23 protein-coding genes and 1 pseudogene are annotated in these 25,741 nt (G+C 61.1%); 13 read left to right on the top strand and 11 right to left on the bottom strand.

Going from position 1 to position 25,741, the window contains the following annotated elements; all coding sequences use genetic code 11:
• Positions 1 to 2 precede the first annotated feature (2 nt).
• Genes AC4LFW_RS06745 through AC4LFW_RS06760 form a run of 4 tightly spaced genes read right to left on the bottom strand, consistent with a single transcriptional unit; the run spans position 3 to position 3,391 of the window.
• Complete coding sequence (locus tag AC4LFW_RS06745; protein WP_491818419.1) at positions 3 to 731, bottom strand: ABC transporter ATP-binding protein; 729 nt, start codon at positions 729 to 731, stop codon at positions 3 to 5.
• A complete protein-coding gene (locus AC4LFW_RS06750) occupies positions 728 to 1,690 on the bottom strand; it encodes a YVTN family beta-propeller repeat protein (RefSeq protein ID WP_491818420.1) in 963 nt (320 codons plus the stop codon). Before AC4LFW_RS06750 ends, AC4LFW_RS06745 begins: the two co-directional genes overlap by 4 nt.
• 31 nt (positions 1,691 to 1,721) lie before the next feature.
• Positions 1,722 to 2,213, bottom strand: a complete 492-nt coding sequence (locus tag AC4LFW_RS06755; protein WP_491818421.1) for a tetratricopeptide repeat protein — start codon at positions 2,211 to 2,213, stop codon at positions 1,722 to 1,724.
• Positions 2,210 to 3,391 carry an ABC transporter substrate-binding protein gene (locus AC4LFW_RS06760; protein ID WP_491818422.1) on the bottom strand — a complete coding sequence of 394 codons (1,182 nt, stop codon included), beginning with the start codon at positions 3,389 to 3,391 and terminating at the stop codon, positions 2,210 to 2,212. Before AC4LFW_RS06760 ends, AC4LFW_RS06755 begins: the two co-directional genes overlap by 4 nt.
• A 151-nt stretch (positions 3,392 to 3,542) precedes the next feature.
• Between AC4LFW_RS06760 and AC4LFW_RS06765 the strand changes: the two genes are divergently transcribed.
• The 5 genes from AC4LFW_RS06765 (at position 3,543) to AC4LFW_RS06785 (ending at position 7,660) form a co-directional block, all read left to right on the top strand.
• Entirely contained in the window at positions 3,543 to 3,980 is a 438-nt protein-coding gene (locus AC4LFW_RS06765; RefSeq protein WP_491818423.1) for a cupredoxin domain-containing protein, read from the top strand.
• A 39-nt stretch (positions 3,981 to 4,019) separates the two neighbouring features.
• On the top strand, positions 4,020 to 5,282 hold the full coding sequence (locus AC4LFW_RS06770) for a sensor histidine kinase (protein WP_491818424.1): 1,263 nt from the start codon (positions 4,020 to 4,022) through the stop codon (positions 5,280 to 5,282).
• On the top strand, positions 5,279 to 5,932 hold the full coding sequence (locus tag AC4LFW_RS06775) for a response regulator transcription factor (protein ID WP_491818425.1): 654 nt from the start codon (positions 5,279 to 5,281) through the stop codon (positions 5,930 to 5,932). The genes AC4LFW_RS06770 and AC4LFW_RS06775 overlap by 4 nt, the downstream gene beginning before the upstream one ends.
• 129 nt (positions 5,933 to 6,061) lie before the next feature.
• Positions 6,062 to 6,379, top strand: a complete 318-nt coding sequence (locus AC4LFW_RS06780) for an EthD family reductase (protein WP_491818426.1) — start codon at positions 6,062 to 6,064, stop codon at positions 6,377 to 6,379.
• A 276-nt stretch (positions 6,380 to 6,655) separates the two neighbouring features.
• The gene (locus AC4LFW_RS06785) at positions 6,656 to 7,660 is read left to right on the top strand and encodes a potassium channel family protein (RefSeq protein WP_491818427.1); all 1,005 of its coding nucleotides are present in this window, start codon (positions 6,656 to 6,658) and stop codon (positions 7,658 to 7,660) included.
• Positions 7,661 to 7,720: 60 nt separating this feature from the next.
• Here AC4LFW_RS06785 and AC4LFW_RS06790 read toward each other — a convergent pair whose 3' ends face one another.
• The 5 genes from AC4LFW_RS06790 to exaA all read right to left on the bottom strand — a co-directional run bounded on the left by AC4LFW_RS06790 (position 7,721) and on the right by exaA (position 13,177).
• Complete coding sequence (locus tag AC4LFW_RS06790) at positions 7,721 to 9,037, bottom strand: methyl-accepting chemotaxis protein (RefSeq protein WP_491818428.1); 1,317 nt, start codon at positions 9,035 to 9,037, stop codon at positions 7,721 to 7,723.
• A gap of 130 nt (positions 9,038 to 9,167) precedes the next feature.
• The gene (locus AC4LFW_RS06795) at positions 9,168 to 9,707 is read right to left on the bottom strand and encodes a DUF421 domain-containing protein (RefSeq protein ID WP_491818429.1); all 540 of its coding nucleotides are present in this window, start codon (positions 9,705 to 9,707) and stop codon (positions 9,168 to 9,170) included.
• Positions 9,708 to 9,802: 95 nt separating this feature from the next.
• Positions 9,803 to 10,420, bottom strand: a complete 618-nt coding sequence (locus tag AC4LFW_RS06800) for a 3'-5' exonuclease (RefSeq protein WP_491818430.1) — start codon at positions 10,418 to 10,420, stop codon at positions 9,803 to 9,805.
• A gap of 101 nt (positions 10,421 to 10,521) precedes the next feature.
• Positions 10,522 to 11,172, bottom strand: coding sequence for a pentapeptide repeat-containing protein (locus tag AC4LFW_RS06805; protein WP_491818431.1), 651 nt, complete (start codon positions 11,170 to 11,172; stop codon positions 10,522 to 10,524).
• 145 nt (positions 11,173 to 11,317) lie between these two features.
• On the bottom strand, positions 11,318 to 13,177 hold the full coding sequence (exaA, locus tag AC4LFW_RS06810) for a quinoprotein ethanol dehydrogenase (RefSeq protein WP_491818432.1): 1,860 nt from the start codon (positions 13,175 to 13,177) through the stop codon (positions 11,318 to 11,320).
• A 342-nt stretch (positions 13,178 to 13,519) separates the two neighbouring features.
• On the opposite strand from exaA, the gene pedF reads away from it, so the two are divergent.
• The 8 genes and pseudogenes from pedF to AC4LFW_RS06850 all read left to right on the top strand — a co-directional run bounded on the left by pedF (position 13,520) and on the right by AC4LFW_RS06850 (position 22,810).
• Complete coding sequence (gene pedF, locus AC4LFW_RS06815; protein ID WP_491818433.1) at positions 13,520 to 13,957, top strand: cytochrome c-550 PedF; 438 nt, start codon at positions 13,520 to 13,522, stop codon at positions 13,955 to 13,957.
• Between the two features lie 5 nt (positions 13,958 to 13,962).
• Positions 13,963 to 14,862 carry a substrate-binding periplasmic protein gene (locus tag AC4LFW_RS06820; RefSeq protein WP_491818434.1) on the top strand — a complete coding sequence of 300 codons (900 nt, stop codon included), beginning with the start codon at positions 13,963 to 13,965 and terminating at the stop codon, positions 14,860 to 14,862.
• A 266-nt stretch (positions 14,863 to 15,128) separates the two neighbouring features.
• On the top strand, positions 15,129 to 15,218 hold the full coding sequence (locus AC4LFW_RS06825; RefSeq protein ID WP_491818435.1) for a K(+)-transporting ATPase subunit F: 90 nt from the start codon (positions 15,129 to 15,131) through the stop codon (positions 15,216 to 15,218).
• Between the two features lie 8 nt (positions 15,219 to 15,226).
• Positions 15,227 to 16,794: pseudogene (locus AC4LFW_RS06830) on the top strand (potassium-transporting ATPase subunit KdpA).
• 11 nt (positions 16,795 to 16,805) lie between these two features.
• Positions 16,806 to 18,857, top strand: coding sequence for a potassium-transporting ATPase subunit KdpB (gene kdpB / locus AC4LFW_RS06835; protein ID WP_491818436.1), 2,052 nt, complete (start codon positions 16,806 to 16,808; stop codon positions 18,855 to 18,857).
• Positions 18,858 to 18,897: 40 nt separating this feature from the next.
• The gene (kdpC, locus tag AC4LFW_RS06840; RefSeq protein WP_491818437.1) at positions 18,898 to 19,464 is read left to right on the top strand and encodes a potassium-transporting ATPase subunit KdpC; all 567 of its coding nucleotides are present in this window, start codon (positions 18,898 to 18,900) and stop codon (positions 19,462 to 19,464) included.
• A gap of 5 nt (positions 19,465 to 19,469) precedes the next feature.
• On the top strand, positions 19,470 to 22,124 hold the full coding sequence (locus AC4LFW_RS06845; RefSeq protein WP_491818438.1) for a DUF4118 domain-containing protein: 2,655 nt from the start codon (positions 19,470 to 19,472) through the stop codon (positions 22,122 to 22,124).
• The gene (locus AC4LFW_RS06850) at positions 22,121 to 22,810 is read left to right on the top strand and encodes a response regulator (protein WP_491818439.1); all 690 of its coding nucleotides are present in this window, start codon (positions 22,121 to 22,123) and stop codon (positions 22,808 to 22,810) included. The genes AC4LFW_RS06845 and AC4LFW_RS06850 overlap by 4 nt, the downstream gene beginning before the upstream one ends.
• Positions 22,811 to 22,868: 58 nt before the next feature.
• Here AC4LFW_RS06850 and AC4LFW_RS06855 read toward each other — a convergent pair whose 3' ends face one another.
• Positions 22,869 to 24,068 carry an MFS transporter gene (locus AC4LFW_RS06855; RefSeq protein WP_491818440.1) on the bottom strand — a complete coding sequence of 400 codons (1,200 nt, stop codon included), beginning with the start codon at positions 24,066 to 24,068 and terminating at the stop codon, positions 22,869 to 22,871.
• A 194-nt stretch (positions 24,069 to 24,262) separates the two neighbouring features.
• Positions 24,263 to 25,498 (bottom strand): ABC transporter substrate-binding protein, encoded by a 1,236-nt coding sequence (locus tag AC4LFW_RS06860; protein WP_491818441.1) that lies wholly within the window; start codon positions 25,496 to 25,498, stop codon positions 24,263 to 24,265.
• Positions 25,499 to 25,741: the final 243 nt, after the last annotated feature.

A 25,741-nucleotide genomic window follows, 5' to 3' on the forward strand; every position in this document is an offset into this window, starting at 1 on the left:
CATCAAGCCAACGCCGGGTTGTGAGTGAGGCGGGCAAAGGTCTGTTCCAGGCTACCGTCGGCATGCGCCAGGGTATCGGCCCGACCCTGCGCCACGAGGTTTCCCCGGTTGAGGATGATCAGGTCATCGTCACCCCTCACTTCATCAAGCAGATGGGTGGTCCAGAGCACGCTCATGCCTTCGTCACGGCACAGGGATCGCACATGAGCGTTTAGGCCCTGGCGACTGGCCGGATCGAGCCCGGCGCTGGCTTCGTCCAGCAGCAGCAGACTTGGCTTGTGGAGCAGGGCGCGGGCGATCTCCACGCGCCGACGATGTCCGCCGTTGAGCTCGCGCACCCTGCTTTTGCGACGTTCACCCAACTGCTGGCGATCCAGCTCGATGTCGATCCGGTCATAGGCAACCTTGCGTGGCATGCCGTGCAGGGCAGCGTGGTAGCGCAGGTTCTGTTCGACGCTGAGGTCGAGATCCAGCGTGCTCTGCTGAAAGACTACACCGAGTCGCCGCAATGCCTCGCGCGGCTGGCTGCGCAGACTGAACCCGGCGACCTGGATATCTCCCCGCTGCAGGTCATACAGGCGTGTCAGCAACGCAATGAGCGTCGACTTGCCCGCCCCATTGGGGCCGAGCAGCGCAGTGAAGCGTCCCGCTGCGGCACCGAAGCTGACGTCTTGCAGCGCCTGGCGTTCTCCGTAGGCGAAGCCGACCTGCGTAACCTGCAGCGCGGTCACGGTGCCACCACCACACCCCATGGGTAACGACCGACTTTGATCGACTTGACCACCTTGAGCGAGCCCACGTCGATTACCGAGACGTCGCCGCTGACGCCATTGGTGGTCAGCAACCGGCTTTCGTCCGGATTGAATGCCATGTGCCAGACCCGCCGACCCACCAGCAGGTAGTCGAGCACCTCGTAGGTCTTTGCATCGACCACGGCAATGTGATTGGCCGGACCGAGGGCGACGAAGGCGTACTTGCCGTCGGAACTGAGCTTGATGCCCACCGGTTGCACCTTGTCCGGATGTACGCCCTTGATCTGGAAACTGAGCGTCTTGATGATCTCCCGCTTTTCCACATCGACAACGCTGACCGTCCCGCCGATTTCGGAGGAAGCCCAGAGCAGCTTGCTGTCCTGGCTGAACTCGACATGCCGCGGGCGCTGGTCCACCAGGGTGTTGTCCACCAGTTGGTTGGTGCTGGTATCGATCCAGTGCAGCATGTTGGTGGTCTCGCTGGTGTTCACCGCCCACTTGCCATCCGGGCTGACACCCATGCCTTCGGGCTCGACACCTACATCGATCTGCGCCAGCACCTCTTCGTTGTCTACATCCACCACCGTGACCAATGCATCGTCCTCGTTGGAGATGTACAGCCACTTGTTGTTCGGGTGCAGGGCGAACTGCTCCGGGTCGGCGCCCGAGGGGAGCTGCTTGATGATCCTGCGGGTCGCCAGGTCCATGACCTGCACGGTGTCCGAGTCGCTGGCGCAGATGTAGAGCAGTTTGTTGTCGCGGGAAAGGGTAAGCCCGCGCGGTCTCTGGCCTACCTCCAGGGTCTCGACCGTTTCGAGCGTATTCAGGTCGATCACGCTGATGGTGTCGTCTTTTTCGTTGGAAACGTAGGCGGTTGCCGCCAGCGCGGAGGCGCTGGAGCAGGCAAGGATGGCAGCAGCGAGAAGCGTTCGGGTCATGGGAAGAATCTCTTGTTGTTGTGTTAATCGCTCAGGGGGCGGTTCGATTCGCTGGCTGGTCCATGCGCAGCAGGTATTCGTCCGCTTCGCTTTGTCCGCCTTCAGACGCCCGCTGCAGCCACATGCGCGCGGCCTTCACGTCTTTTTTCACGCCGCGCCCCTCGGCTAACGCCGTACCCCAGTGATATCGGGCCAGGCTTACATAGCTGGCCTCATCGGGCTGATTGGCGCCGCGCTCCATGAGGGCAGCGGCTTTATCAAGATCTACCGGGACGCCAGAGCCCGACTCGTACATCTGCGCCAGCCAGATCATCGAATACACGTCGTTCCAGCGCGCGATGCAGTCCTCGAATATCTGTTTGGCGGCTCCGAAGTTTCCGGTCTTGGCCGTGACGTAGCCGTACATGCATTTGATTCGCTTCGGACTATCGATATAGGCGTCATACCCGAGCTCGCTGGCACTCGCGGTCTGCACCACGCCGGCAAGAAGCAGAGCGGATACGCAGCGGGAAAGGGCTTTCATCGGGTCGCCTCGCTCAGTCGGCACTGGCTTTCGGGGCGGTCAAAGCCGAGGGTGTCCAGCTCGCTGGTCGGGTGGAGAAATCCATCCTGGGGTGAGTTGGTTACCAGACTACGAGGATGCACGAGAGGGATCGGCTGGCGCAGCTGGCCGTTCCAGGGCCGGAATGTCAGCTTGCGGCCCTTGAATCCATCGATCGGCAGCGCCTCGCTCAGCGAGATCTGGCGTATCTCTTCGGGGTCCGTGTTGCCGAGCCTGGTGACCGCGGTGGCCAGGCTGCGCACGCCAATCCAGGCGGCGAAGTCGCGATCGTTCATCCAGCGGTTGGCGTGGGTTTCGAAGCGTTTTTGCAGCTGCGCCGCGCCATAGGTTTCAACAGTCTTGTGCCAGCCCGTGGGGGTCAGCCCCTGCGTGCCCACCACAGGTCTCGGCAGCCAGGTGTGGTACGGCACATATTCACCGAAGTCGCCGCGCTCGTCGGCAACTACGACTACGTCGTACTCGGATGCCTGGGTAAACAGGGGCATGTCGGCCTGGGCCGTGCGACGCTGGTCGTTATCGAACGACCAGGGTTTCTCCTCGATTATCTTGTGTCCGAATCGCTTGGCGGCGCGTTTCAGCGCCTGGGTATAGGCCTGGTCGTCCTCGGTTGGCCCGCTGATGAGCAACCAGCGGTTCCAGCGTCGCACTGCAAGGAACTGCGCCAATGCGTCCGCCAGCATGCTGCGGCTGGGAAGCGTGTGCAGCACATTGGCCAGGCAGCGGGACGTACGAAGATCATCGCTGGGGCTGCCGGCGTTTATCAGCAGACTGTCAGGCATGGCTTCGGAGAGCTGGAGCAAGCTTTCCGCCGGAGCGTTGACCACGAACAACCGCAGCCCTTCTGCGTGTAGCGCCTGCGCAGCCTGCTGCAGCTGCTCAGAGCTATCGGCGTTCACGCTTTCCAGTTCATAGCTGTGCTTCAGGAAACGACCCGTGGAGTTGCTGTCCGTGATGGCGAGCTCGGCACCGCGCAGGCCGGCATCGACCGGTTCCGGGATCACATTGGACAACAACGGGCCGGGGTCCGGGCGGTAGCTCAGATAGCCGATGCGGACCGCCAGCGTCTCTGGCTCGGCGGAGGCAAGGGGGACGCTGCAGGCGAGGGCGATCAGTAAACCAGCGCGTGTACAAATACCCATGGACGACTCCTGTGGCGTTGCGGCCAGCATAGGAAGCCTTCGCATGTGGGGGAATATGCAGAAAGTACCAGTCGCTGTGTACCAAGGTAGTAAACCAGGCCCGGCGGGCTGCTCCTAGGATAGAGGTACCGATAACAAGAGCGCGCAGACCATGCCTCCATTCAAAGCACTGACCCTTAACTTCCTGCTGATCGGCAGCCTGATCGGTTTTGATCAGGTATTGGCCGCAGGTGATCTGACCCGCCGCACCCAGTCCTTGCCAGACCTGAAATTCGGCTCCGAAGAGAGCGATTACGCGGTTTCGCAGAAGGAATATCAACTTGAAACCGGCGTCGCGTATCAGCTCAAGGTCATTGCCGACGGCCAGAAGGAATGTGCATTCCAGGCGCCCGAATTCGCTCATTCGATCTTTCTGCGCAAGGTTGAAGCGGGTGGTGTGGAAATAAAGGCGGTCACTCTCGTCGAGCTGGAGTTCGAGGAAGCGGGCGAGGCAGAGATCTTTTTCCTGCCGATCAAGCCCGGCACCTACCCCTTCTACTGCAAGGGCTTGCAGAACAAGGGCATGGAAGGGACTTTCGTGGTCAAGTAATCCCTTGGCCTGTTGACTGTTTTTCAATGGGGGCGAGGCATGTCTGCACTCTGGCGAATCAGTCTGCTGGTCTCGTTGTTCTTTGGGCTGGTGGCGGCGGTTTGCCTGGCGGTGCTGCTGCGTCAGGCCAGTCATGATGTGAGCCGTGAGCTGGATGCCGCAGGCGCGGTACTCAGCTACCTGAAGGAGGTTGCTGAGCGCGATCCGGCGGCCCTGGAGCCGGGTCTCACGAGCCATTTGCGCCACGTCAAGGTGCGCTGGCTTGACGGAGGGGCGAGCGTGCAGGCACCGACGCGGCTCACCTGGCTCGAGACGTTGCTGTATCCAGGCCAGCTTGCGCCGGCGCTGACGGTAGCCTTGTCGGATGGGCGGGTGCTCGCGCTGAGCGTCGATCCGCAGGACGAGATCGACGAAGTGCAGGACTCGCTGCTACAACTGCTGGTGCTGTTCGGCATCGCGTTGGTGCTCAGCCTGCTGGCGATTCGTTGGGCCGTCCTACCGGCGCTGGGCGTGTTACGCCGATTGCTGGCAGCCTTTGACCACGTCTCGCAGGGGCAGCTCGACACCCGTCTGGCTGACCATCCGATGCTTGAGGCGCGGCTACTGGCCGGGCATTTCAACCTTATGGTCAGCTCGCTGGAAGCCACGCGGCGAGACAACGATGAGCTGACGCAGTCACTGCTGGCGTTGCAGGAGCGTGAGCGTACCCAGCTCGCTCAGGCGCTGCATGATGATCTTGGCCAATATGTGGCGGGCATTCGCGCTCAAGCCTGTCTGCTACAGGCAGTAAAGGACCAGCCACTGCTGGTCGCCAGCACCGCTCGTCGCCTCGATGAACACTGCCAAGGGTTGCAGGACGGCTTTCGTCGGCTGACCCGCGAACTCTATCCGGTGATGCTCGACCATTTGGACCTGCCGGAGGCCATCCGCCTGCTGACCGAGCAATGGCAAAGCGCACAAGGCATCGAGGTGCGCTTGCAGATCGATCGACGTCTTCCGCGCTTGCCGCTGGCTGTCAAGGAGCATCTGTACCGCCTGCTGCAGGAGTCGCTGACCAACGTGGCCAGACATGCCTGTGCCACCGCGGTGTGCGTGCGATTGCGCGCGAAGGGGGAGGGTCTGAGGCTTTTGGTCAGCGATAACGGGGCGGGCCAGCCAGGCGCACGAAGGCACGGTATCGGTCTTCGGTCAATGCAGGAACGAGCCCGGGCGCTGGGTGGGTACCTAGTTGCGTCGAGCCGTAGAGGCAATGGCTGGGTCGTCTACCTTGATGTGCCTTGCAGGGGGGCGCTGGTGTCATGAAGATCCTTCTAGTCGATGATCACGCCGTGGTACGTCAAGGTTACGCCGCGCTGCTGCGCGTCTTGCTGCCGGCGGCCGAGGTAATCGAAGCCTGTGATGGCGAGCAGGCCCTGACCAGGGCCCTGGAAACACCACCCAGCCTGGTGATCATGGATGTCGGCTTGCCTGGCATAAGTGGCTTGGAAACCGCACGGCGGCTGCGTCAGCGCTTGCCGCAGCTGCGCGTACTCTTCTTCAGCATGCACGACGAGCTACCCTTGGTGCGCCAGGCCCTGGATGCAGGGGCCATCGGATACATCACCAAGAATTCATCACCCGAAGTGCTGGTCGATGCGGTACGCCGCACTTTGGCCGGCCATGCCTATATTGAACAGCCATTGGCCATTCAGCTGGCGCGCAATCCGGCCAGTGTCAATGCGCAAGATTTGCGCTTGCAGGGGATGACGCAACGCGAGTTTGAAATCTTCGTGATGATCGCTAGGGGCGTTCCGGCGCGACTGATCGCCGAACGCCTATGCATCAGTAGCAAGACCGTTTCCAATTACCTGACGCTGCTCAAGAGTAAACTGCAGGTCAGCTCCCATGCGGAGCTGGTTCATCTGGCTATTGATACCGGCGTCGTGCGGGTTGGCGATCGGGCGGCCGGATAGTGCAACGCCTAATTGCGGTCATAGGTGAAGTATTGTCGCCCGCCACTCCCCCAGCTTTTTCTGTGCAGGCACTACGCTTGTAAAGTTGCATCCAATATCAAATCAATCGCTCCCGACCAGGAACCAGACATGATCAAAGTCATCGTGATGTATCCCAATACGCCTGGTGCACGATTCGACCATGACTATTACCGCGACAAGCATCTGCCCCTGGTCAAGTCACGCATGGGCGATGCCTGTCTGTATTACACCATCGACAGGGCCTTGTTCGGCGGAGCTCCTGACATACCCGCGCCCTATGTCGCGATGTGCCACATCTACAGTGAGTCGTTGGCAGCGTTTCAGGCCGGGATTGGCCCGCACGCCGAAGAGATCGTCGCCGACATTCCCAACTACACCGATCTGACTCCGGTTCGGCAGGTCAGCGAAGTGGTGGTTGATCGCTGATTTTACGCATTCGGTAATCACCCATGCGGGGACCCCAAGATCACGGTCTGCTGCCACAGGACATGGCTGACTGTAACGTGCTTTGCGGTAGTGCATAGCCGGCTGCGCTGCGCTGGTGTCTCGCGGCAGATACCTTTCCCGCTGACCATCCGCGCGGTGGCGCGCTTTATTTCTGACGTACTGCCTCATACGAACCGGTCAGGTCGTGAACTTCCGGGGCTGGGGTTCTTTCATAACCCAGGCACTCACTACTTATAAGCGACACGGCATCCCCTTATGGCTTTTCTGATTCTTGGCATTCTGCTGTTTCTGGTTACCGCAATCGATATCACCAAAACCACACTTTCCAGCCGCGGCGGTGGGCTGTTGACCAATGGTGTTTCGCGTCTGGTGTGGTTTGGCTTTTTTGCCGCAGCCCGAAGGCGAGGGGGATCGAAACTGCTGGAGTACGCCGGCCAGACCGTATTGCTCTCGGTCCTGCTGACCTGGATTGCCTGCTTGTGGATGAGCCTGTTTCTGATGCTCGCGTCGGATTCCAGCTCCGTGGTCAACAGTACGACCAAGGTAGCGGCCGACCTTTGGGAAACCTTTTATTACGCCGGATTCACGCTTTCGACCCTTGGCGTGGGGGATTACGCGGCAGCGGGCAACGGCTGGCGGATACTCACGAGCGCCGCAGCCTTCTGTGGCCTCACCTTCATAACGGCGGCAATCACCTACATCGTGCCGGTGGTCTCTGCGGTGAGCTTGCAGAACCAGCTCAGCCTGCTGATCAACAGCATGGGCAGGACGCCCCAGGACATCCTGATCAATAGCTGGAACGGCTCGGATTTTTCCCGTTTCTATGACAATGCGACCGACCTGCGCCAGATGCTGGTCGAACACACGCTCAATCACCATGCCTATCCAGTGATCCGTTGCTTCCACAACAGCGATGCGAGCAAGAACGTCATTCCCGCCGTGGCCACCCTGGACGAAGTGCTGCGGTTGCTCGATAGCGTCTCGGCTGAGGTACCGCAGGACGGTTTGAAGCGCAAGATGCTCGGGGCGGCGCTGGACCAGCACATCCAGATGCAACGTTCCAGGTATCTGGCGAGGGTTCGCTCCGAGATGCAGCCGTTAGCGATAGACACCAGTTCACTGATAGAAGCCGGCATACCCATCCACGCAGCTGTCAGCCAAAGTAGGGACGAGCACCGGACAGTCTTGAGCGATCTGCTTGCAGCGGATGGCTGGGACTGGAGTGACGTCTATGGCGATGCCAAGGAGCGGCGAGATTGATCCAACGTTCATCAAGCTGAAAGCACAGAGCCCGACACGGCCCCGCGCCTTCGCTTATGTTTAGTTGTTGAGTTGGCTCGCAAACTGACCGACCGCGCTGACCACACGCTGCGCGCCGTCCTGGATCTCCACGATCACCGCTCCGGCCTGGTTCGCGAATTCCAGCCCGCTTTCGGCCTGGCTGCGGCTGGTCGACATGCTGCGCACAGCCGCCTGGGCCAGGTCCTGGTTCTTGCCGACCACGCCGACAATCTCCCCGGCCGCCTTGCTGGTTCGGGCGGCGAGCTGCCTGACTTCATCAGCGACAACGGCGAATCCTCGACCCTGGTCACCCGCACGTGCCGCTTCAATCGCGGCGTTCAGGGCCAGCAGGTTCGTCTGGTCGGCAATGTCGCTGATGGTTTTGAGGATCGCGCTGATCAACTGTGATTGCTTGTCCAGCGCCTCGATGCCGTTTGAGGCATCTTGCATCTGCACGGCTATCTGCCGCATCACATCCACCGTCTGTTGCACTACGTTGGCGCCTCGCTGGGCACAGAGATCCGTTTGCTGCGAGGTGCCAAAAGCAATGGTGGCTGCTTCGGCAACGGCTATTTCACGGTTGACCTGATCGGTGATGACGGTCGCGAACTTGATGACCTTATAGAGTTTGCCGTACACATCGAGTACCGGGTTGTAGGACGCTTCGAGCCAGACCACATGACCGTGGGCATCGATTCGCTTGAAACGCTCGGCGACGTATTCTCCCCGATTCAGACGAGCCCAGAACTCGCGATAGGCCGTCGATTCGCTTTCAGCCCGCTCGCAGAACAGGCTGTGATGTTTGCCCTTGATCTGCTCCAGCCGATAGCCCATGGCATCGAGAAACTGTTTGTTGGCGGTAATCACATTGCCGCGCAGGTCGAACTCGATGACTGCGGTCGAGCGCTTCAGGGCGCTGATCACGCTGTCGTGTTCGCGTGAGGTGGCTATGGTGCGGGTGAGGTTGCTGGCGCACATGCCGAAGTGAAGAAGCGAGCCGTCGGATGCCTTGATGGGCTGCCAGATGGAGCGCAACCAGGCTTCCTCCCCGCTGGCCGTGAGCAGACGAAAGGCGCCGCTGAGGTGTTCGCCCCGTTGCATTGCGTTTTTCAGGTTCGCGTAGTTGGGTTCTCTCTTGAATTCATCAGTAAAAAAGCTATCCACGTGACGACCCACGATTTCGTCCAGGCGAAAGCCCATCTCGCTGAGGAAAACCGGGTTGGCGTGCTGGACACGGCCTCGTGGATCAACCTCCAGCACCATCATCTCCCGGTACAGGGATTCCTTTATCTGCCGCATCGTCGCGACTTCTTCGCGCAGTTCGGACAATTCTTGTTTGAGCTTCTTGTTGAACATGTGGATTTCCCAAGGAGAAGGAGCGCTGGGCCGGTCTCCCAGTTCATCGGCATCCCCGGATCTTTCTGCAATGCCTTTTATCCAAAAAACGCAGTGCGACGTCGCGATGGTGCGGGACGCCGGCCCACCGTTATACCTGGATATCCCGCGGGCCTGGTGTCATCACGCCCGAGAGGCTCGAACGGCTGTCGCCTGAGGCCTTACTGACCACGCTGAAGCTGCCATCGGTCTCCAGAATCACGGCCTCCACCTCATCTATCGAAGCGATACCGCTGGTACGGATCGCGGAGCGTATTTCATCCTCGGTTACCCGCGCCGCCCGCATGGCTGTGCTCAGCATCTGGCCCTGATAAAGCAACAACGCAGGTTCGCCGGTGACGAACTTCTTTACCCAGCTGACCCGCACGCTGGTCCAGGTCACCAGATATTGCAGGCCTATCAACAACGCCAACGCCAAAGTGCCCTCGGCCAGCGATACGTTTCGGTTCAGCAGGATCGTAGCGAAGGTCGAGCCCAGCGCCACGGTGACGATGAGGTCGAAGGCATTCATTTTCGAGAGCGTTCGTCTGCCAGAGATGCGCAGCAGGACAATCAGGTTGACGTATGCCAACACGCCGATCACCAGCGTACGCACCAGCGTCGACCAGCCACTGAAAAACATGCCTTCCACAAACACCTCCCGGTTGGAATCGTATCTGGGGTAGACGTTGATTAGCGCCTGGGGTTGCATGCAAGCGGCGGGCGGTCAGCTGGTCGAAGCCTGACTTAGCGACGATAGCCCGGGGTTGCGCCGTCCTGCATCGACATCTGGCCCCGTCCGTCCAGGGCGAGAAACACCATGAGTGCAGCGAAGGCATCGTTGGCGGCGTAGCGCTGCTGGGCTTCGGTCAGTTGCCGGTTCGCCCAGTTGGAAGTCGACACGCTGCGCGACTTGCTGATCCTCGCGCCCAGCACGGCTGCCACCGCACCGCGCAGCCCGACCTGTCCTTTCTTGCCCTGGTAACGCAATGCCGAGCCGAGATCGAGGCTGTGCCGCAGTTCAATGCCCAGCCGGGTACGCAGTCGGCTACGGTCGGATGAGAGGCCGAATCCAACTTTAAGTACATGGGCGGCTTCCAGGATGCGCTTGGCGGCGTCGAGGCACCCAGGCTGCGCAGTCTGGAACAGATAGGCTCGATCTTGCGTGGCGAACTGGATCAGATGCGGCCCGCTGGAGACCTCGCCGACTTTGAAGGTGGGCTTGGACTCGGTATCGAAGCCGATCGTAGGAGTGGCGAGGATGTCCTCGGCAGCTTGGCTGAACTGCTCGACGGTCGCAGGTACGAAGATACGGTCCGGGGTCAGGCTCTCGAAGCGGGGCAGGCTTTCAAGCTGCGCCACCATGGGGATACGGATGATGATGGGGCTCCTTTAGAGTGGGTGGCGATCGTTGCATGATGAAACGGCTGCGCACCGCTCATTAAAGCCCATCGAGCGGCATTTGATTACTTCTCCCAGTCGGTCGGGCAATCGATGCAGCCCTCCATGTTCGTGCCCTGGAAGGTCGCGTAGTGTCGCCGCGTGCCGGTCATGGTGGCGTTCCCGAGATTCGCCTCGCTGAGTTTGCTTTCCTGCAAGTTGGCGTCGGTCAGATCGGCATGATCTAGGTCGACCTTACTCAGCCAGGCCATCTCCAGATTGGCCGCGGTCAGGTTTGCGTTGTGCATCTTGGCGCCACTAAGGCGTGCGAAGTCCAGGTTGGCTGCGGTCAAGTCGGCGCCGTTGAAACGTGCGGCTTGGGCGAACAGGCCCCAGCCCTGAATCGCCACCAGTCGGGCATCGGTGAAATTCGTCAGGCGCAGGTTGGCTTGTTGCAAACTGGCGCGGGTGAGGGTGGCGCCGGTCAGGTCTGCCTTTTCCAGATTGGCCAAATCCAGATTCGCGTGACGCAAGTTGGCGCCAGTAAGGTCGGCACCGGCCAGGTTCATCTTGCGCATATCCTGATTGCTCAGGTCAGCGCCGCGAAGGTCAGCGCCAGCGCAGTTACTGTCGGGCTGGATGACACAGCCATCTATAGCCAGCGGCTGATCCTCGTCGGCCTGCAGCGGCGTACTAAGGAACAATGCAAGGGATAGCAGCAAACGGGAAGGATTCATGACGATTCCATGTGCTTGATGTGGGTCAAACAGCCGATGGCGTTGCCTCGTGGGCGAGGCGCGGAGCGTCACCTGCACGCCCCACCGTAGTGGCTAGCCAGCGGCTGGTTAGCAGGGCGATGCGGCGACTGCCGCAAAGCCTCGTTCAGCGCCTGGCGGTCTGCTTGTCCCAACTGGGAATGCGGAATACCCAGAACGAGCCGCCTTGCGCGACCGGTTTGGTCAGTGCCGCCATATCACCGCCCCACAGGGGGACTGCGCCGCCATAGCCGACCGTCACGCCGATAAACTGCTCGCCGTCCTGCTCCCAGGTGATGGGCGGGGCGATGATTCCGCTGCCGGTCTGGAACTTCCAGAGCTCGTCGCCGGTTTTCGCATTGAAGGCCTTGAGGTAGCCGTCACCCGTACCGGTGAAGACCAGGTTGCCCTTGGTGGCCAGCACACCGGCCCAGAGCGGCAGTGGTTCCTTGTGTTCCCAAGCAACCTTGCCGGTGACCGGGTCCATGGCGCGCAAGATGCCGACGTGATCGTCGTACATGCGCTTGATGCGGAAACCCTGCCCGAGGTAGGCGTTGCCCTTCTTGTAGCTGACTTCCTCGGTCCAGTAATCCTCCTTCCAGTGGTTGGCCGGCACGTAGAAAAGGCCGGTGTCCTGGCTGTAGGCCATGGGGTTCCAGTTCTTGCCACCAAGGAAGGGCGGCGAGACCTCCACAGACTTTCCGTGCGCTTCGCCGGGCTCGGGCTTGGGCGGACGCTGGCCTTCGTTCTCCACCGGGCGGCCGGTCTTGAGGTCGATGTGGCTGGCCCAGGTGATGTTGTCGACGAAGGGGAAGGCGTTCTGCAGTTTGCCGTCAGTGCGATCGACGACATAAAAGAAACCGTTGCGGTCGGCATGCGCGGTGGCCTTGACGGTCTTGCCTTCCTTGTTCTTGTAGTCGAACAGAACCAGTTCGTTATTGCCGGAGAAGTCCCAGGCATCGTTCGGTGTGTGCTGGTAGAACCACTTCACCTCGCCGGTGGTAGGGTCGACGCCCACCTGGCCGGAGGTATAGAGGCTGTCGTAGTCCTTTGGCTCGCCGCCGTCTGCGGTACGCTCCCAGCCATTCCAAGGGGCTGGATTGCCCGCGCCGACAATGATGGTATTGGTTTCCGGATCGAAGCTGGCGCTCTGCCAAGGAGCGCCACCGCCCTGGCTCCATGCCTCTTTCTTACCGGTGGGCGAGTTCGGGTCGTTCGGCCAGGAGGGCGCCTTGATGTCGCCGGTCGGGGTGCTGTCCTTGCCGTTCAGGCGGCCCACATGGCCTTCCACGAAGGGCCGCATCCAGACCTCTTCCCCGGTATCGGGGTCGCGGGCGAACAGCTTGCCTACGATGCCGAACTCGTCGCCGGAGCTGCCATGTATCAAGAGAACCTTGCCGCTCTTCTGATCCTTGATCAGGGTCGGTGCGCCAGTCATGGTGTAGCCCGCGCCGTGGTCGCCGAACTTCTTCTTCCAGACGACTTTACCCGTGTCCTTGTTCAGTGCCACCACCTGGGCATCCAGGGTGCCGAAGTAGATTTTGTCGCCGTAGATCGCAGCGCCTCGATTGACCACGTCGCAGCATGGACGGATGTCTGCGGGCAAGCGATGGTTGTAACTCCATAGCCGTTTCCCGGTGCGAGAGTCGAGGGCGAAAACCCGCGAGTAGGAGCCGGTCACGTAGACCACGCCGTCATGCACGATGGCCTGGGATTCCTGCCCCCGTTGCTTTTCATCACCAAAGGAAAAAGACCAGGCCGGCGTCAGCTTGAATACGTTCTTGTCGTTGACCTGCGCCAGCGGGCTCCAGCGTTGCGCGTTGGTCCCAAGGCCATACTGCAGCACGTTTTCGGTCGAAAGGTGATCGTTGGCAATGTCTTCCCAGGTCACGTTGCCTGCTTCTGACAGGCCGCTGAGTGCGAGTCCGCCGATGAGCACGGCAATAGCGAGAGGGCGTTTGCTGCCCATGGTTGATCTTGTTGTCATGGTCGGTATCCCTTGATCTATTCGGACGAGGCCAGTTGCTGTTCGCCGGGTTAGCAGCTGAGTGCAGCGATCGGCTGGCCAGGCGATTCGATTATTGGGAAGGCCTCGCATCGGCTGATATGGAAAATCTCCCGCTGTTTTCGGGAGAACTTCCCAGACGGCCCGTGTTTTCGACTTGCTACCTGGGTGCTGCGGATCAGGCGCACGAGGCCCTACTACCAAGGGAGGAGAATCCGGCAACCAAAGCAGGATTCTGCCGTTGAGGTGCAATCGCCAAGATGACCAGCATATGTCCCAGGTGGGGCAGCCTTGCTCAGGTATCCGAAATCAACGGTGGTCGTCATGAATAATAAAATTGCACTGCGCGCTCTGTTTACTGCTGGCCTGATGGGGTTTGCGAGCCTGGCACTGGCCCACGGCGACGTCACACCGCAAAAGGTCGAGACCAAGGGCCTTACTCCCTTGGGTGAGGAGTGGGTGGACGAAAATCCCTACCGTGCACCCAGCGAGGATCACGACAAGGCGGTGCAAATCGGATCGTCGGCCTACAACCAGAACTGCGCACGCTGCCATGGCCTCGAGGCGATCTCCGGTGGCATCGCGCCTGATCTGCGTGAGCTGGAAGCCAGCTATGACGGTGACGAATGGTTCAAGGAGCGCGTGATCAACGGTGCGGTCCGTGACGGCGCCGTCTACATGCCGCGCATGGCCGACTACCTCAGCCAGGAAGCACTGTGGGCCATCCGTACCTACATCGAAAGCGAAGCGGCCAAGCGGTGATCAGCATGCGCCAGTTCCTCGCGGGCCTCTGCCTGGTGATGTCGTGCGCGCTGGCGCAGGCGGACATAACGAAGGTGCGCGCCTTCGATGACATCATCGAATCGGGCGTACTCAAGGTGGCGGTGTACGAGGATTTCCCGCCTTACAGCTTCGCGGCTGACGGCGAGGCGCGGGGAGTGGATGTCGAACTGGCGCGCAAGCTGGCCGCTGGGCTGGGTCTGAAAGTCGAAGTGCTATGGGTCACGCCAGACGAGACGCTGGACGATGACCTGCGAAACTTCATCTGGAAGGGCCATTACCTGCGTCCGGACATTCTCGCAGACGTCATGATGCGTGTGCCCTACGACCGTGAGTTCTCCTACAAGCAGAACGAGATGGGCGAGCTGATCAACGAACTGGTGGTGATGTTCGGCCCCTATCAGCGCGAGCGCTGGCAGTCGGCCTATGACGATCGCCGTATCGAAGATCTCTCCAGTGTCGCCGTGTTCCGCTACCACCCGGTTGGAGTGGAGGTGGAAAGTGTTCCTTCGTTCTATCTGTCATCGGTATTCAACGGCAGCATTGCCAAGATGCTGCATCACTACCCGACGGCGCAGGCAGCGTTTGCAGCAATGCAGGCGGGGGAAGTTGACGCGACCATGGCCATGCGCGGTGAGATCGACTGGATGCTGAGCCAGGCCAATGATAGTCATCTCAAGGCCGCTCAGAACGCCTATCCAAACATGGGCAAACAGGTCTGGGACCTTGGCATGGCCGTGCATGAATCCAACCGTCAGCTGGCTTACGCGCTGGAAGGCGAGTTGGAAAGCCTGATCAAGGAAGGCGCTGTCAAAGCCATCTATGAAGGTTACGGGCTTCAATATGAGCTGCCGGAGCTGTACCAGGTGCAGCTGGGCGAGAACTGACGCCCAACGGTAAGAACTGTCCGTTCGATTGGTCTCGCCGCCCTCACGCCTCTGTACAGCCGCTTCAGCCGGATGCCGCCAGGTGTTGGGTTGAAGCTGCGCATAAGCACATTCGGCCAGGCCGATGCGCGTCCATGAACACCAGCCAAGTCGTAAAAAAAATACGCTTTCTTTACGCCGCTGCGCTGAAGGCGCAATCGAATCTTTACGCCCCTCGCTCTGAAACTCTCCGTACCGCACTGATGCGACCTACGGAGCTGATCCCCATGACATTTCTCGACGGGCTATCGCTGGCCTTGGCCATCGGCCTGTTCATCTACCTCCTGGTTGCGCTGTTGCGCGCCGAACGCAGCTAGGAGAGCCAATGAACAATCACGATTACTGGATGATCGCGGCCTTCTTCGCGCTGGTCCTGATGCCTGCCCCCTGGCTGGGGCGCTACCTGTTTCTGGCCATGGAGGGTGAGCGCACCTGGCTGACGCCTGTGCTCGGCCCTATCGAACGGCTCTGCTACCGCTTTGCAGGGATTGACGAGCACAGCGAGCAGGATTGGAAAAGCTACAGCCTGGCGTTACTGGCGTTGACTGCTGTGAGCCTGGTATCGCTGTTTGCGATTCTGATGATGCAGGCCAGTATTCCGCTCAACCCGCAAGCAGTACCGGGCATGGCGTGGGATCTTGCGCTCAATACCGCTGTGAGCTTTGTCACCAATACCAACTGGCAGGCCTACAGCGGTGAAGCCCAGCTCAGTTACTTCAGCCAAATGCTCGGCCTTGGTGTGCAGAACTTCATCAGCCCGGCGGTGGGGCTGGCTGTGTTGGTGGTGCTTTGTCGCGCACTGTCACGCCGTTCGGCGAACGCCATTGGTAATTTCTGGGTCGACCTGACCCGAGCGGTGCTTTATGGCCTGTTGCCGTTCTGCGTCGTGCTTGCGCTGGTCTTGGTCTGGCAGGGGGTGCCGCAGAGTTTTGCGAGTTATGTTCAGGCCGTCACGCTGCAAGGCGGCGAGCAGACCATTCCGCTGGGGCCAGCGGCCAGCCAGATCGCAATCAAGCAGCTGGGGACCAATGGCGGCGGTTTCTTCGGCGTCAACTCAGCGCATCCCTTCGAGAACCCGACCGCTTGGGGCTCGGCGTCACGCTGGCCGCCGAGCATCAAGCGAATCCAATGCTGTCCAGCCTGGCGGTGGAGCAGGGCGGGTCGATGGAGGGCAAGGAGAGCCGATTCGGTATCGCGGCTTCGGCGCTGTGGGCAACGACCACAAGCGCGGCGTCTAATGGCTCGGTCAACGCCATGCATGACAGTTTCAGCGCGCTGGGCGGCATGGTGCCTCTGGTCAATATGATGCTGGGCGAAATCATCTTTGGCGGCGTCGGGGCCGGGCTGTACGGCATGCTGCTGTTCGTCCTGATCACGGTGTTCCTGGCTGGCCTGATGATCGGGCGCACGCCGGAATATCTCGGGAAAAAACTGGAGGCTCGCGAAGTTCGCCTGCTGGTCGCAACGCTGCTGGTGATGCCGGTGGGTGTTCTTGTGCTCACAGCTCTCGGCGTCAGTCTTACAGGCCCTGCCGAGGCGATCACCAATCCGGGGCCGCACGGCCTCAGCCAAATCCTTTACGCCTACACCTCAGGCACTGGAAACAACGGATCGGCCTTCGCCGGGTTTGGCGCGGCCACGCCTTACCACAACCTCATGATCGCGTTCGCCATGCTGTTGGGCCGCTTTGGTTTCATCCTGCCGGTGCTCGCCATTGCAGGTGGTCTCGCGGCCAAGAACCGTGCGCCGGTCGATGCAAACAGTTTCCCCACCCACGGGCCGATGTTCGTGATCCTGCTGACGCTGGTGATTCTGCTCGTTGGCGGGCTCACGTTTTTGCCTGCGCTGGCACTCGGGCCGGTCGCCGAACATTTCTTGCTGCAGGGCTTCTGAGGAGCGTCATGATGAACGTCCATCAAACGGCACTCGAGAGTGCCGAGCAAACCACTAGCACTTCCTTCGCTTCGCTATATAAGCCTGCGCTGCGCCAGGCCTTCATCAAACTTGACCCAAGGACATTGGCACGTTCGCCGGTCATGCTGGTGGTAGAGCTCACCGCGGTGCTGACCAGCGTGCTGTGCCTGCTGCCCAACGCGGCGGTCAGCACGGGTGTCGCTGTACAGATCGCACTCTGGTTGTGGTTCACGGTGCTCTTTGCCAACTTTGCCGAGGCGCTGGCTGAAGGCCGCGGCAAAGCCCGCGCGGATAGCCTGAAAGCGGGATCGCAGGGGCTGGAGGCGCATTTGCGCACGGAGACCGGCGCGTTCCGGAGCGTTGCCGCCGGCAGCTTGCGCCGCGGAGATGTGGTGAGAGTCGAGGCCGGTGAACTGATACCGGGCGATGGCGAAGTCATCGAGGGCATCGCCGCCGTCAACGAGGCAGCGATTACCGGTGAATCGGCCCCGGTGATCCGCGAATCGGGCGGCGACCGCTCGGCGGTCACCGGCAATACGCGCGTGGTCTCCGACTGGTTGCTGGTGCGTATCAGCAGCGATCCAGGCGAGTCCACGCTTGACCGTATGATTGCGTTGGTGGAAGGCGCCAAACGACAGAAGACACCCAACGAGGTCGCGCTCGACGTTTTGCTGATCGGGCTCACGCTGATCTTCCTTGTCGTGGTTGCCACGCTGCAACCCTTTGCACGGTTCGCAGGCGGGGATCTCCCGCTGGTGTACCTGGTGGCGCTGCTGGTCACGCTCATTCCCACCACCATTGGTGGCCTGCTTTCTGCCATCGGGATCGCCGGCATGGACCGGCTGGTACGGCTCAACGTGATCGCCAAGTCTGGACGGGCAGTGGAGGCCGCCGGCGATGTTCAGGTGTTGCTGCTAGACAAGACCGGCACCATCACCTTTGGCAATCGTCGTTGCACGGCCATGTTCAAGGCGCCAGGCGTTTCATCGACCGAGCTCTCATGGGCTGCGCTGCTGTCATCGCTGGCCGACGACACGGCAGAAGGCAAATCCATTGTTGAATATCTGCGCGGCCTTGACCCGGTAAAGGCGCCGGCTGGGCATGAGGTGGCCGGTATCCCGTTCACTGCCGAAACCCGTTTGTCGGGTGCGGATCATGAGGGTCACTGCTACCGCAAAGGCGCTGTCGATGCCGTGCTCGGTTATCTGGGGCTTGTGCGCGAGCAGATTCCAGCTGTGCTGGCGAGAGAGATTCAAACGATTGCACAGAGCGGGGGGACGCCCTTGCTGGTATGCGCGGATGACCGCCTGCTCGGCGCGATTCATCTCAAGGACGTGGTCAAGCCCGGCATCAAAGAGCGCTTTGCCCAGCTTCGCCAACTGGGTATACGGACCGTCATGGTCACCGGAGACAACCCCCTGACGGCCGCTGCAATTGCCGCCGAAGCGGGCGTCGATGACGTGATTGCCGAAGCAACGCCGGAAAAGAAGCTGCAGCGGATTCGCCAGGAACAGGCCGATGGCAAGATGGTTGCGATGTGCGGTGATGGAGCCAACGACGCGCCTGCGCTGGCTCAGGCGGACGTGGGCATGGCCATGAACGATGGCACCCAGGCCGCGCGCGAGGCTGCGAATCTTGTCGACCTCGACTCGGATCCGACCAAACTGCTGGATGTGGTGCAGGTGGGCAAGCAACTGCTGGTAACCCGAGGCGCACTGACCACGTTCTCGATTGCCAACGACGTGGCGAAGTACTTCGCCATCCTGCCGGCCCTTTTCATTGGCCTATACCCGCAACTTGCCGCGCTGAATGTGATGCAGCTTCACAGCGCATCAAGCGCGATCCTGTCAGCCATTGTCTTCAACGCACTGATCATCATTGTTTTGATTCCCCTGGCCCTGCGGGGCGTCAACGTCAAAGCGGCCGACTCGGCCAGCCTGTTGCGGCGCAACTTGCTGGTCTATGGCCTGGGTGGGTTGGTCGCGCCCTTCGTTGGGATCAAGCTGATCGACATCCTGCTGACCGCGGTGGGTCTGGTCTGAACGCTGCTGCGCCTGACGGCGCGGCTTTCGGAGAAAAAACATGTTCAAACACATCCGTCCGGCGCTTGCAGCGCTGATCCTGATGACGCTGATAACCGGCGTGCTCTATCCATTGTCTGTTACGGCCGTGGCGCAGTTGGCGTTCGCCGAGCAGGCCAACGGAAGCTTGGTGCGCGACCGGGAGGGGCAGGTGAGAGGCAGCGCGTTGCTTGCCCAGCCTTTCGAAGGGCCAGAATGGTTTCATCCACGTCCGTCTGCCGCCAACTATGCAACCGTTGCCAGCGGCGCGAGTAATCTGGCTCCTAGCAACCCGCAGCTGGTCGATCAGGTCCGCGAGCGCGTCAGTGGGTGGAACGGCACGGCTCAACAGCCCGTGCCGTTGGAGTTGGTGACGACGTCTGGCAGCGGCCTGGATCCGCACCTCAGCTTGGCCGCCGCGACGTTTCAGGCTGTCCGTGTCGCAGCCGCCCGAGGGGTTTCTGAACAAGCACTGGATCAGCTGATTCAGGCGCAGCTGACGACGCCTCTTGTAGGTCCCGCCATCGTCAACGTACTGGCTCTGAACCTCGCCCTGGCGGACAATCCGCAGCCTGATTCCGGCGAGTGAACTGAATGAGCGACGCTCAACGTGCCGATGCCCTGCTTGATGACGCGCCCCGCGAAGGGCGCGGGCGACTCAAGGTATTCCTCGGCGCGGCACCTGGCGTAGGCAAGACCTACGCGATGCTTCAGGCCGCACAGCGCCAGCGACAGCTAGGGCGCGATGTGCGGGTAGGGGTGGTCGAGACCCACGGTCGGGCGGAAACCGAGGCGATGCGGGTCGGATTGGCGGAACAGCCGATGCGCCGCAGCGAGTATCGAGGCGTGACGCTGTTCGAAATGGACCTCGACCGCCTGCTGCAAGTGCAGCCAGGTCTTGCGCTGGTCGATGAACTGGCGCACAGCAACGCGCCCGGCAGCCGGCATGCCAAACGCTGGCAGGATGTCCTTGAGCTGCTCGAAGCGGGTATAGATGTCTACACCACGGTCAACGTGCAACACCTCGAGAGTCTCAACGATCAGGTGCGCGGTATAACCGGTGTGCAGGTCAGGGAAGCGGTCCCGGACTGGGTGCTTCATCAAGCCGACGACATTCTGCTGATCGATCTGCCTCCGCGTGAGCTCCTGGAGCGTCTTCGTGAGGGTAAAGTCTACGTGCCGGAGCAGGCACGTGCCGCGATCGATGCCTTCTTCACTCAAACCAACCTGACCGCGCTCCGCGAATTGGCGATGCAGACCGCAGCGGCGCGAGTGGATGCAGACCTGTATCGACGCCACCGGTTGCAGGGGCAAACCGCTCCGGCAGTCCGTGGCCGCTTGCTGGTAGGGATCGATGGTGATGCCGATGCCGAAGGGCTGGTCAGGCATGCAGCCCGGGTCGCTGAACGCCGGCATCTTCCATGGTCAGTCGTGCATGTCGACACCGGCGCGAGTCGAGGCGAGATTCAGCTGGGTTATCTCCAATCCGCCCAGCAACTGGCGGAACGTCTTGGTGGAGAGGTGGTGGAGCTACGTGACGAGCGGGTGGCGCGAACGCTTATTGAACATGCCGTTGAGCGTCGCGCCACCCTCGTGTTGGTAGGCAGCGGCCGAGTGCGTCGAGGTTGGACGTTCTCAATGCGCCGATCGGTAGCTGAACAACTGATCAAGGGTGGGCGCGGACTGGAGATCAGTGTGCTTGGCCAAGAGCCTGCACTGACGGCAGCACCTGTGAGGACCACCGCCACTCTGGATTGGCGTCAGTATTTGCTTGCTGCGCTGGCGACCTTGACCGCCACAGGCGTGGCACTGATGTTGTCCCGCTATCTGGCGTTGCCTAACATTTCGCTGGTATTCCTCGCGGCCGTGCTGGTGGTTGCCGTGCGCAGCAGTCTGGGGCCGGCACTGGCATGTGCGGGGCTGTCGTTTCTTCTTTACGATTTCCTGTTCATTCCGCCGACGTTCACCTTCATCGTCGCGCGTCAGGAGGACGTCCTGACGCTCCTGTTTTTCCTGTTGATGGCGGTGCTTGCGGGCAATCTTGCCAGCCGCCAACGGCGACAGCTTCAGGCGTTGCGTCAGACTCAGGCGGAGACCACTGCTTTGCTCGATCTCTCGCGACAGTTGAGTGCTGCCACCGATGTTCAGGCCGTAGGCGCGGCCGCTGTTCGCCAGTTACAACTGGTGGCGAAGCTGGAAGCCGTCATCGCGACGCGCGGCAAGCAGGGCAAATGGATGTTCATCGGGTCTGAGCCGCTGCTGGACGAGCAGGAGCGGGGGGCTGCTGAATGGGCGTTCAAGCATGGTCAGCCAGCGGGGAAGGGAACGGATACCTTGCCGAGTGGACAATGGTGGTGGTTGCCCTTGAGTGGCGACGGTCAGCCGCTGGGCTTGCTGGGCATTCGCCAGCTGGGCGCAGACCAGGCAGGGCTACAGAAGCGTCGCCTGATCGCTGCGCTCGCTCAACCCTTGGCGCAAGCACTGGGTCGTGCCACGCTGGCCCAGGAGTTGGAGGCGGCCCGACTGCACGGCCAGACCGAGGAGCTGCGCAGCGCGTTGCTTGCTTCCGTGTCCCACGATCTACGTACGCCGCTTACAGCCATGCGTGGCTCTATCGACAGCCTGGCGAGCCTGGGGCTCAGCATGAGCGAGGCGGATCGGCAGGAGCTGCTTGAGGCGACGCGTGACGAGGCCGAGCGCCTTGACCGCTACATTCAAAACTTATTGGACATGACGCGCCTCGGTCACGGCGGCCTGAAGCTGATCCGTGACTGGACGACACCTGCCGACATCGTTGCCAGTGCGCTGCAACGCCTGCACCGTGTGCTAGCAGACCTGCGGCTTGAGGTGCTGGTACCTGATGATCTGCCGCTTTTGTACGTCCACCCTGCATTGGTCGAGCAGGCGCTGGTCAATGTGCTGGAGAACGCGGCCCGTTTTTCTCCACCTCAAGGCAGGCTGCAGATTGCTGTCTCGACAGGAGCCGGCAGCCTGCGTTTCGTTGTCAGCGATGAGGGCCCAGGCGTGCCCGAGGCCGAACGCGAACGCATTTTCGACATGTTCTATACCGCTGCGCGCGGTGATCGGGGCGGGCCGGGCACCGGACTCGGCCTCGCCATCTGCCAGGGCATGATCGGCGCGCATGGGGGGCGGGTGTTCGTTGCAGACGGACTCGGCGGACGAGGCGCGAGCGTCACCTTGGAGCTTCCGCTACAGCCTCAGCCTGAGATGGAAAAGGACCTCACGTGAGTCAGCAAGCCAGCATATTGATCATCGACGACGAGCCGCAGATCAGGAAATTCCTTCGCATCAGCCTCGGCTCGCAGGGCTATCGCGTGAGCGAGAGTGGAGACGGTCAGGACGGTCTGGCCTCGGCAGCCTTGAACAAACCTGACCTGGTCGTGCTCGATCTAGGCCTCCCGGACATGGACGGGCAGACCGTGCTGCGCGAATTGCGCGAGTGGAGTCAGGTGCCGGTGATCGTGCTGTCGGTACGGTCGAGCGAGACCGAGAAGGTCATGGCGCTTGATGGCGGAGCGAATGACTATGTGACCAAGCCATTCGGCATCCAGGAGTTTCTCGCCCGGGTGCGTGCACTGCTGCGTCAGAACCAAGGGGCATCGAGCGGGCCGGCGCAGGCGATGTCTGGTCCGCTATGCATCGACTTCGCCTACCGAAGGGTCAGCGTGGACGGGCAGGAGATCAACCTGACACGCAAGGAGTATGCGGTACTGGCTGAGCTTGCCCAGCACACAGGCCGGGTCGTCACGCAGCAGCAGCTGCTCAAGGACATATGGGGGCCCAGCCACAGCGGTGATACCCACTACCTGCGCGTGGTTGTCGGGCATCTGCGGCGCAAGCTTGGCGATGACCCGTCCGCGCCGAGGTTCATCATTACCGAGGCGGGAGTGGGCTACCGCTTGGTCGCCGACTAGGCGTTCCGGGGTGCATCTGCCCCTCGTTGGCCTGGGTGTCGGTTCGCAACGTGATTCGTCAGGCTGGCTGCATCCGCGGATGGCGGAAAAACCAAAACGCCAGTGGCGTGGCAAGTGCGATGACTATCCAGCCCAGCAAACTGATTGCCACAGGCAAGCCATAGTGGTCGGCGACCCAGCCGACGCCGAGCAACGGCACGATGCTGCCAACGTAGCCGCATACCAGGTAGGTTGAAATCAACCCCGAACGCTCGGCGGGGCTCGCGATACGGTTGACCATGCTGATGCCGGCCAACAGAGACATGCCATGACCGGCGGCGGCAGCACAGACGCCAACGATGAATACCACCGAAGACCCGGCCGTAAAGTTGAGTACCAGCATGGCGTTGCTCAATACCACTGATAGCAGGCCTAGCAGTCCGCACCAGCGCAGGCCCATCCGGGCGCACGCCAGTTGGATCATGGCGGAAGCCAGCAGAATGACGCCGATGGAGCTGCCGCTCACCACCGGGCCATGCCAGGGCAGCATCTTCTCCAAAAACAGTGGGGCCATAGACGCATAGGTCCCGAACACGCCAAAAGCGAAAAAGGGGCAGGCACAGGTCAGGAAAAATGCCGATGAATCACTGCGGCTGGCCCATGCCAAACGAGGGATGAACGCGCGCAGCCCAACGGGTGCGGCTGCGTTGATCTCTGGATGAGGCTTGAGTTGCACCCGCAGCAAGGCATATACGGCCAATACGCCCAGCAGCAAGGTTGGAATGTAGGTCGTCTTCAACGGCTGCGCGAACCACTGGCCAATTACGCCCCCAGTAAGCGGACCTAGGCCGAAGCCCAAGGCAAGCAGGAAGCTGGTGATCATCGATATCCGCTGCGACGCGCCATCACGGGAAATCTGCACCAGACCTACCGAAGCGCTGGTAACAATCAGGCTTGAAGAAAGCCCGACTGCAAAGCGGCCGATGTTGAGGCTCGGCAGGTTCCACGCCAGCATCGTCACCAGCGTCCCGCCCCAGCCGAGCAGCAAGCCGGTGAGCATGACCTTGCGAAAGCCCAGGCTGTCGGACAGGCGGCCCATGAACAACAGCCCTGACAGCGCACCCGCCATGTAGACGACATAGATCAGTGAGATGTCGCTGGTACGAAGCTGCCACGCTTGTTGATACAGCGGATACAACGGGGAAATGAGTGCCGTACCCATGACACCGACGCACATGGCGAAGCACACCCAGGGAAACGGGGACCACATTTGTTTCATTGACAATCCGAATCTGGCTTGAGAATGGCGTAATCCCTGAGCTGCCCAGCGTGGGGGTGACGCCCTGATCGATAGGCGCCTACAGTATCGGCTCGGCATGATCTCCGCGCACTTATTCGTTCCGTGATTAACAGCCCATTAAGTCAGGCGCGCCGACCCGCAGCCCTCTTGCCAGCAGACGGCAAGGCAATGTGCTAGCGCAAGCTCAGCTCGTCACCGCGTTCTTCCTGCCACTCGTCAAGGCTCGGAGCCGCCGCTTCGCCATCCATGCGATGGATGATATTGAAGTAGTCCTGTTTGAAGCGGTCCTGCATGATCTCGCTGCGAGGCCTTACTCGGACGGCATAGATGCTCTGCACATTCTGGTGGTCGAAGCCACGCCAGTGCTGCTCGTCCTTGAGCAGGCGATAGCGATGGTTTTCCAGCGCAGCGATGACTGGCTCGCTATCGATGCTGCCAGCTCTCTGCGCCGCCGCTGCCCATTGTCGAACGATGCCGTATGCCGAAGCGGCCGTGCTGCCAGGGTAACTTTGATGCTGGTCGATGTAGGCGTTGACGAATGCCTGGCCTTCCTCGCTCTTCGTCTGCTCGGGAAGGCGCCAGTTCCAGGCTTCAGTGCCGATCACGTTTTCCATGACATGCGGCCCAGCCTGCTCGACGATGCTGGCGGTAAGGTTTGGCACTATGACCTGCACGTTGCGATTGAGCTTGAGGTCGTGTGCCAGGCGCATGGTCTGGACCAGATCCTGGCCAAGCAGTACCACGACCAGCACATCGGCGCCGCTGGCGGCAGCCTTTTGCAGTGCAGCCAGATAGTCTTCGCGCCGTGCGCCACGTGGGCTGATTCTGGAGTATCCATGACGGGCGCGGTCACGGCTTTTGGTCGATTCACGCAACGCCTGCTCCATGCTGTGGCCCCAGGCGTCATCCAGGCTGATGTAGTAATAACGGCGGTTGGGCAGGTGCCAGGCAAGGTATTCGCCGAGTACGCGAGCGCTCATCCAGGCGCTGTTGGATTCGCGGAACAGAAAGCGCTGACCGTCGCGTCCCGTGATCTCATTGGCGTAGCCAAGGGTGGGGAAATACAGCAGCCCATGCTCGCGGGCTCGTTGACCGGCCGTCAACGCCTCCTCGCTGGTGGCGCCGCCAAAAACCATGGCGACGTTCTGCGCGGCGAAACGGTCCACGTTCGCCCGGGCTTTCTCCTCGCGTGCCGCGGTGTTGAGACTGATCAGCTCCAAAGGCCTGCCAAGCACGCCGCCTTGTCTGTTGATGGTGTCGATGGCCAACAGGGCACCACGCCGCAATTCCAGGCCTTCGGACTTGTAGTTACCAGTGCTCGGGTAGTTCAGGCCAAGGCGAATCGTCTGGTCGGCCTGGCTGTCGGCAGTAAGAAGCAGCAGCAGGGCAAAGCTGAGGGAGCGAAGCATGGCTCATGTCCTTGTGAGCAGAGGAGGCCTAGTTGTACGGCTTGCGGTTGGAGTCTGGAATTGTCATTTCGGGCCGCCGGGCTTCGACTTCAGTGCAGGGCTTGGTCATGTGACAACCAGCAGGGCGCCGTAATCGCAGGCTTTTAGATACGGTATTGCTACCAAGGGAGTAAGGAAATCGGTACTGCGGGCAATTGTTGGCGAAGGGCCAGAAACGAAGAATCGACAACAGACCGGGAAATC

The organism is Stutzerimonas sp. C6.4V (assembly GCF_058536345.1).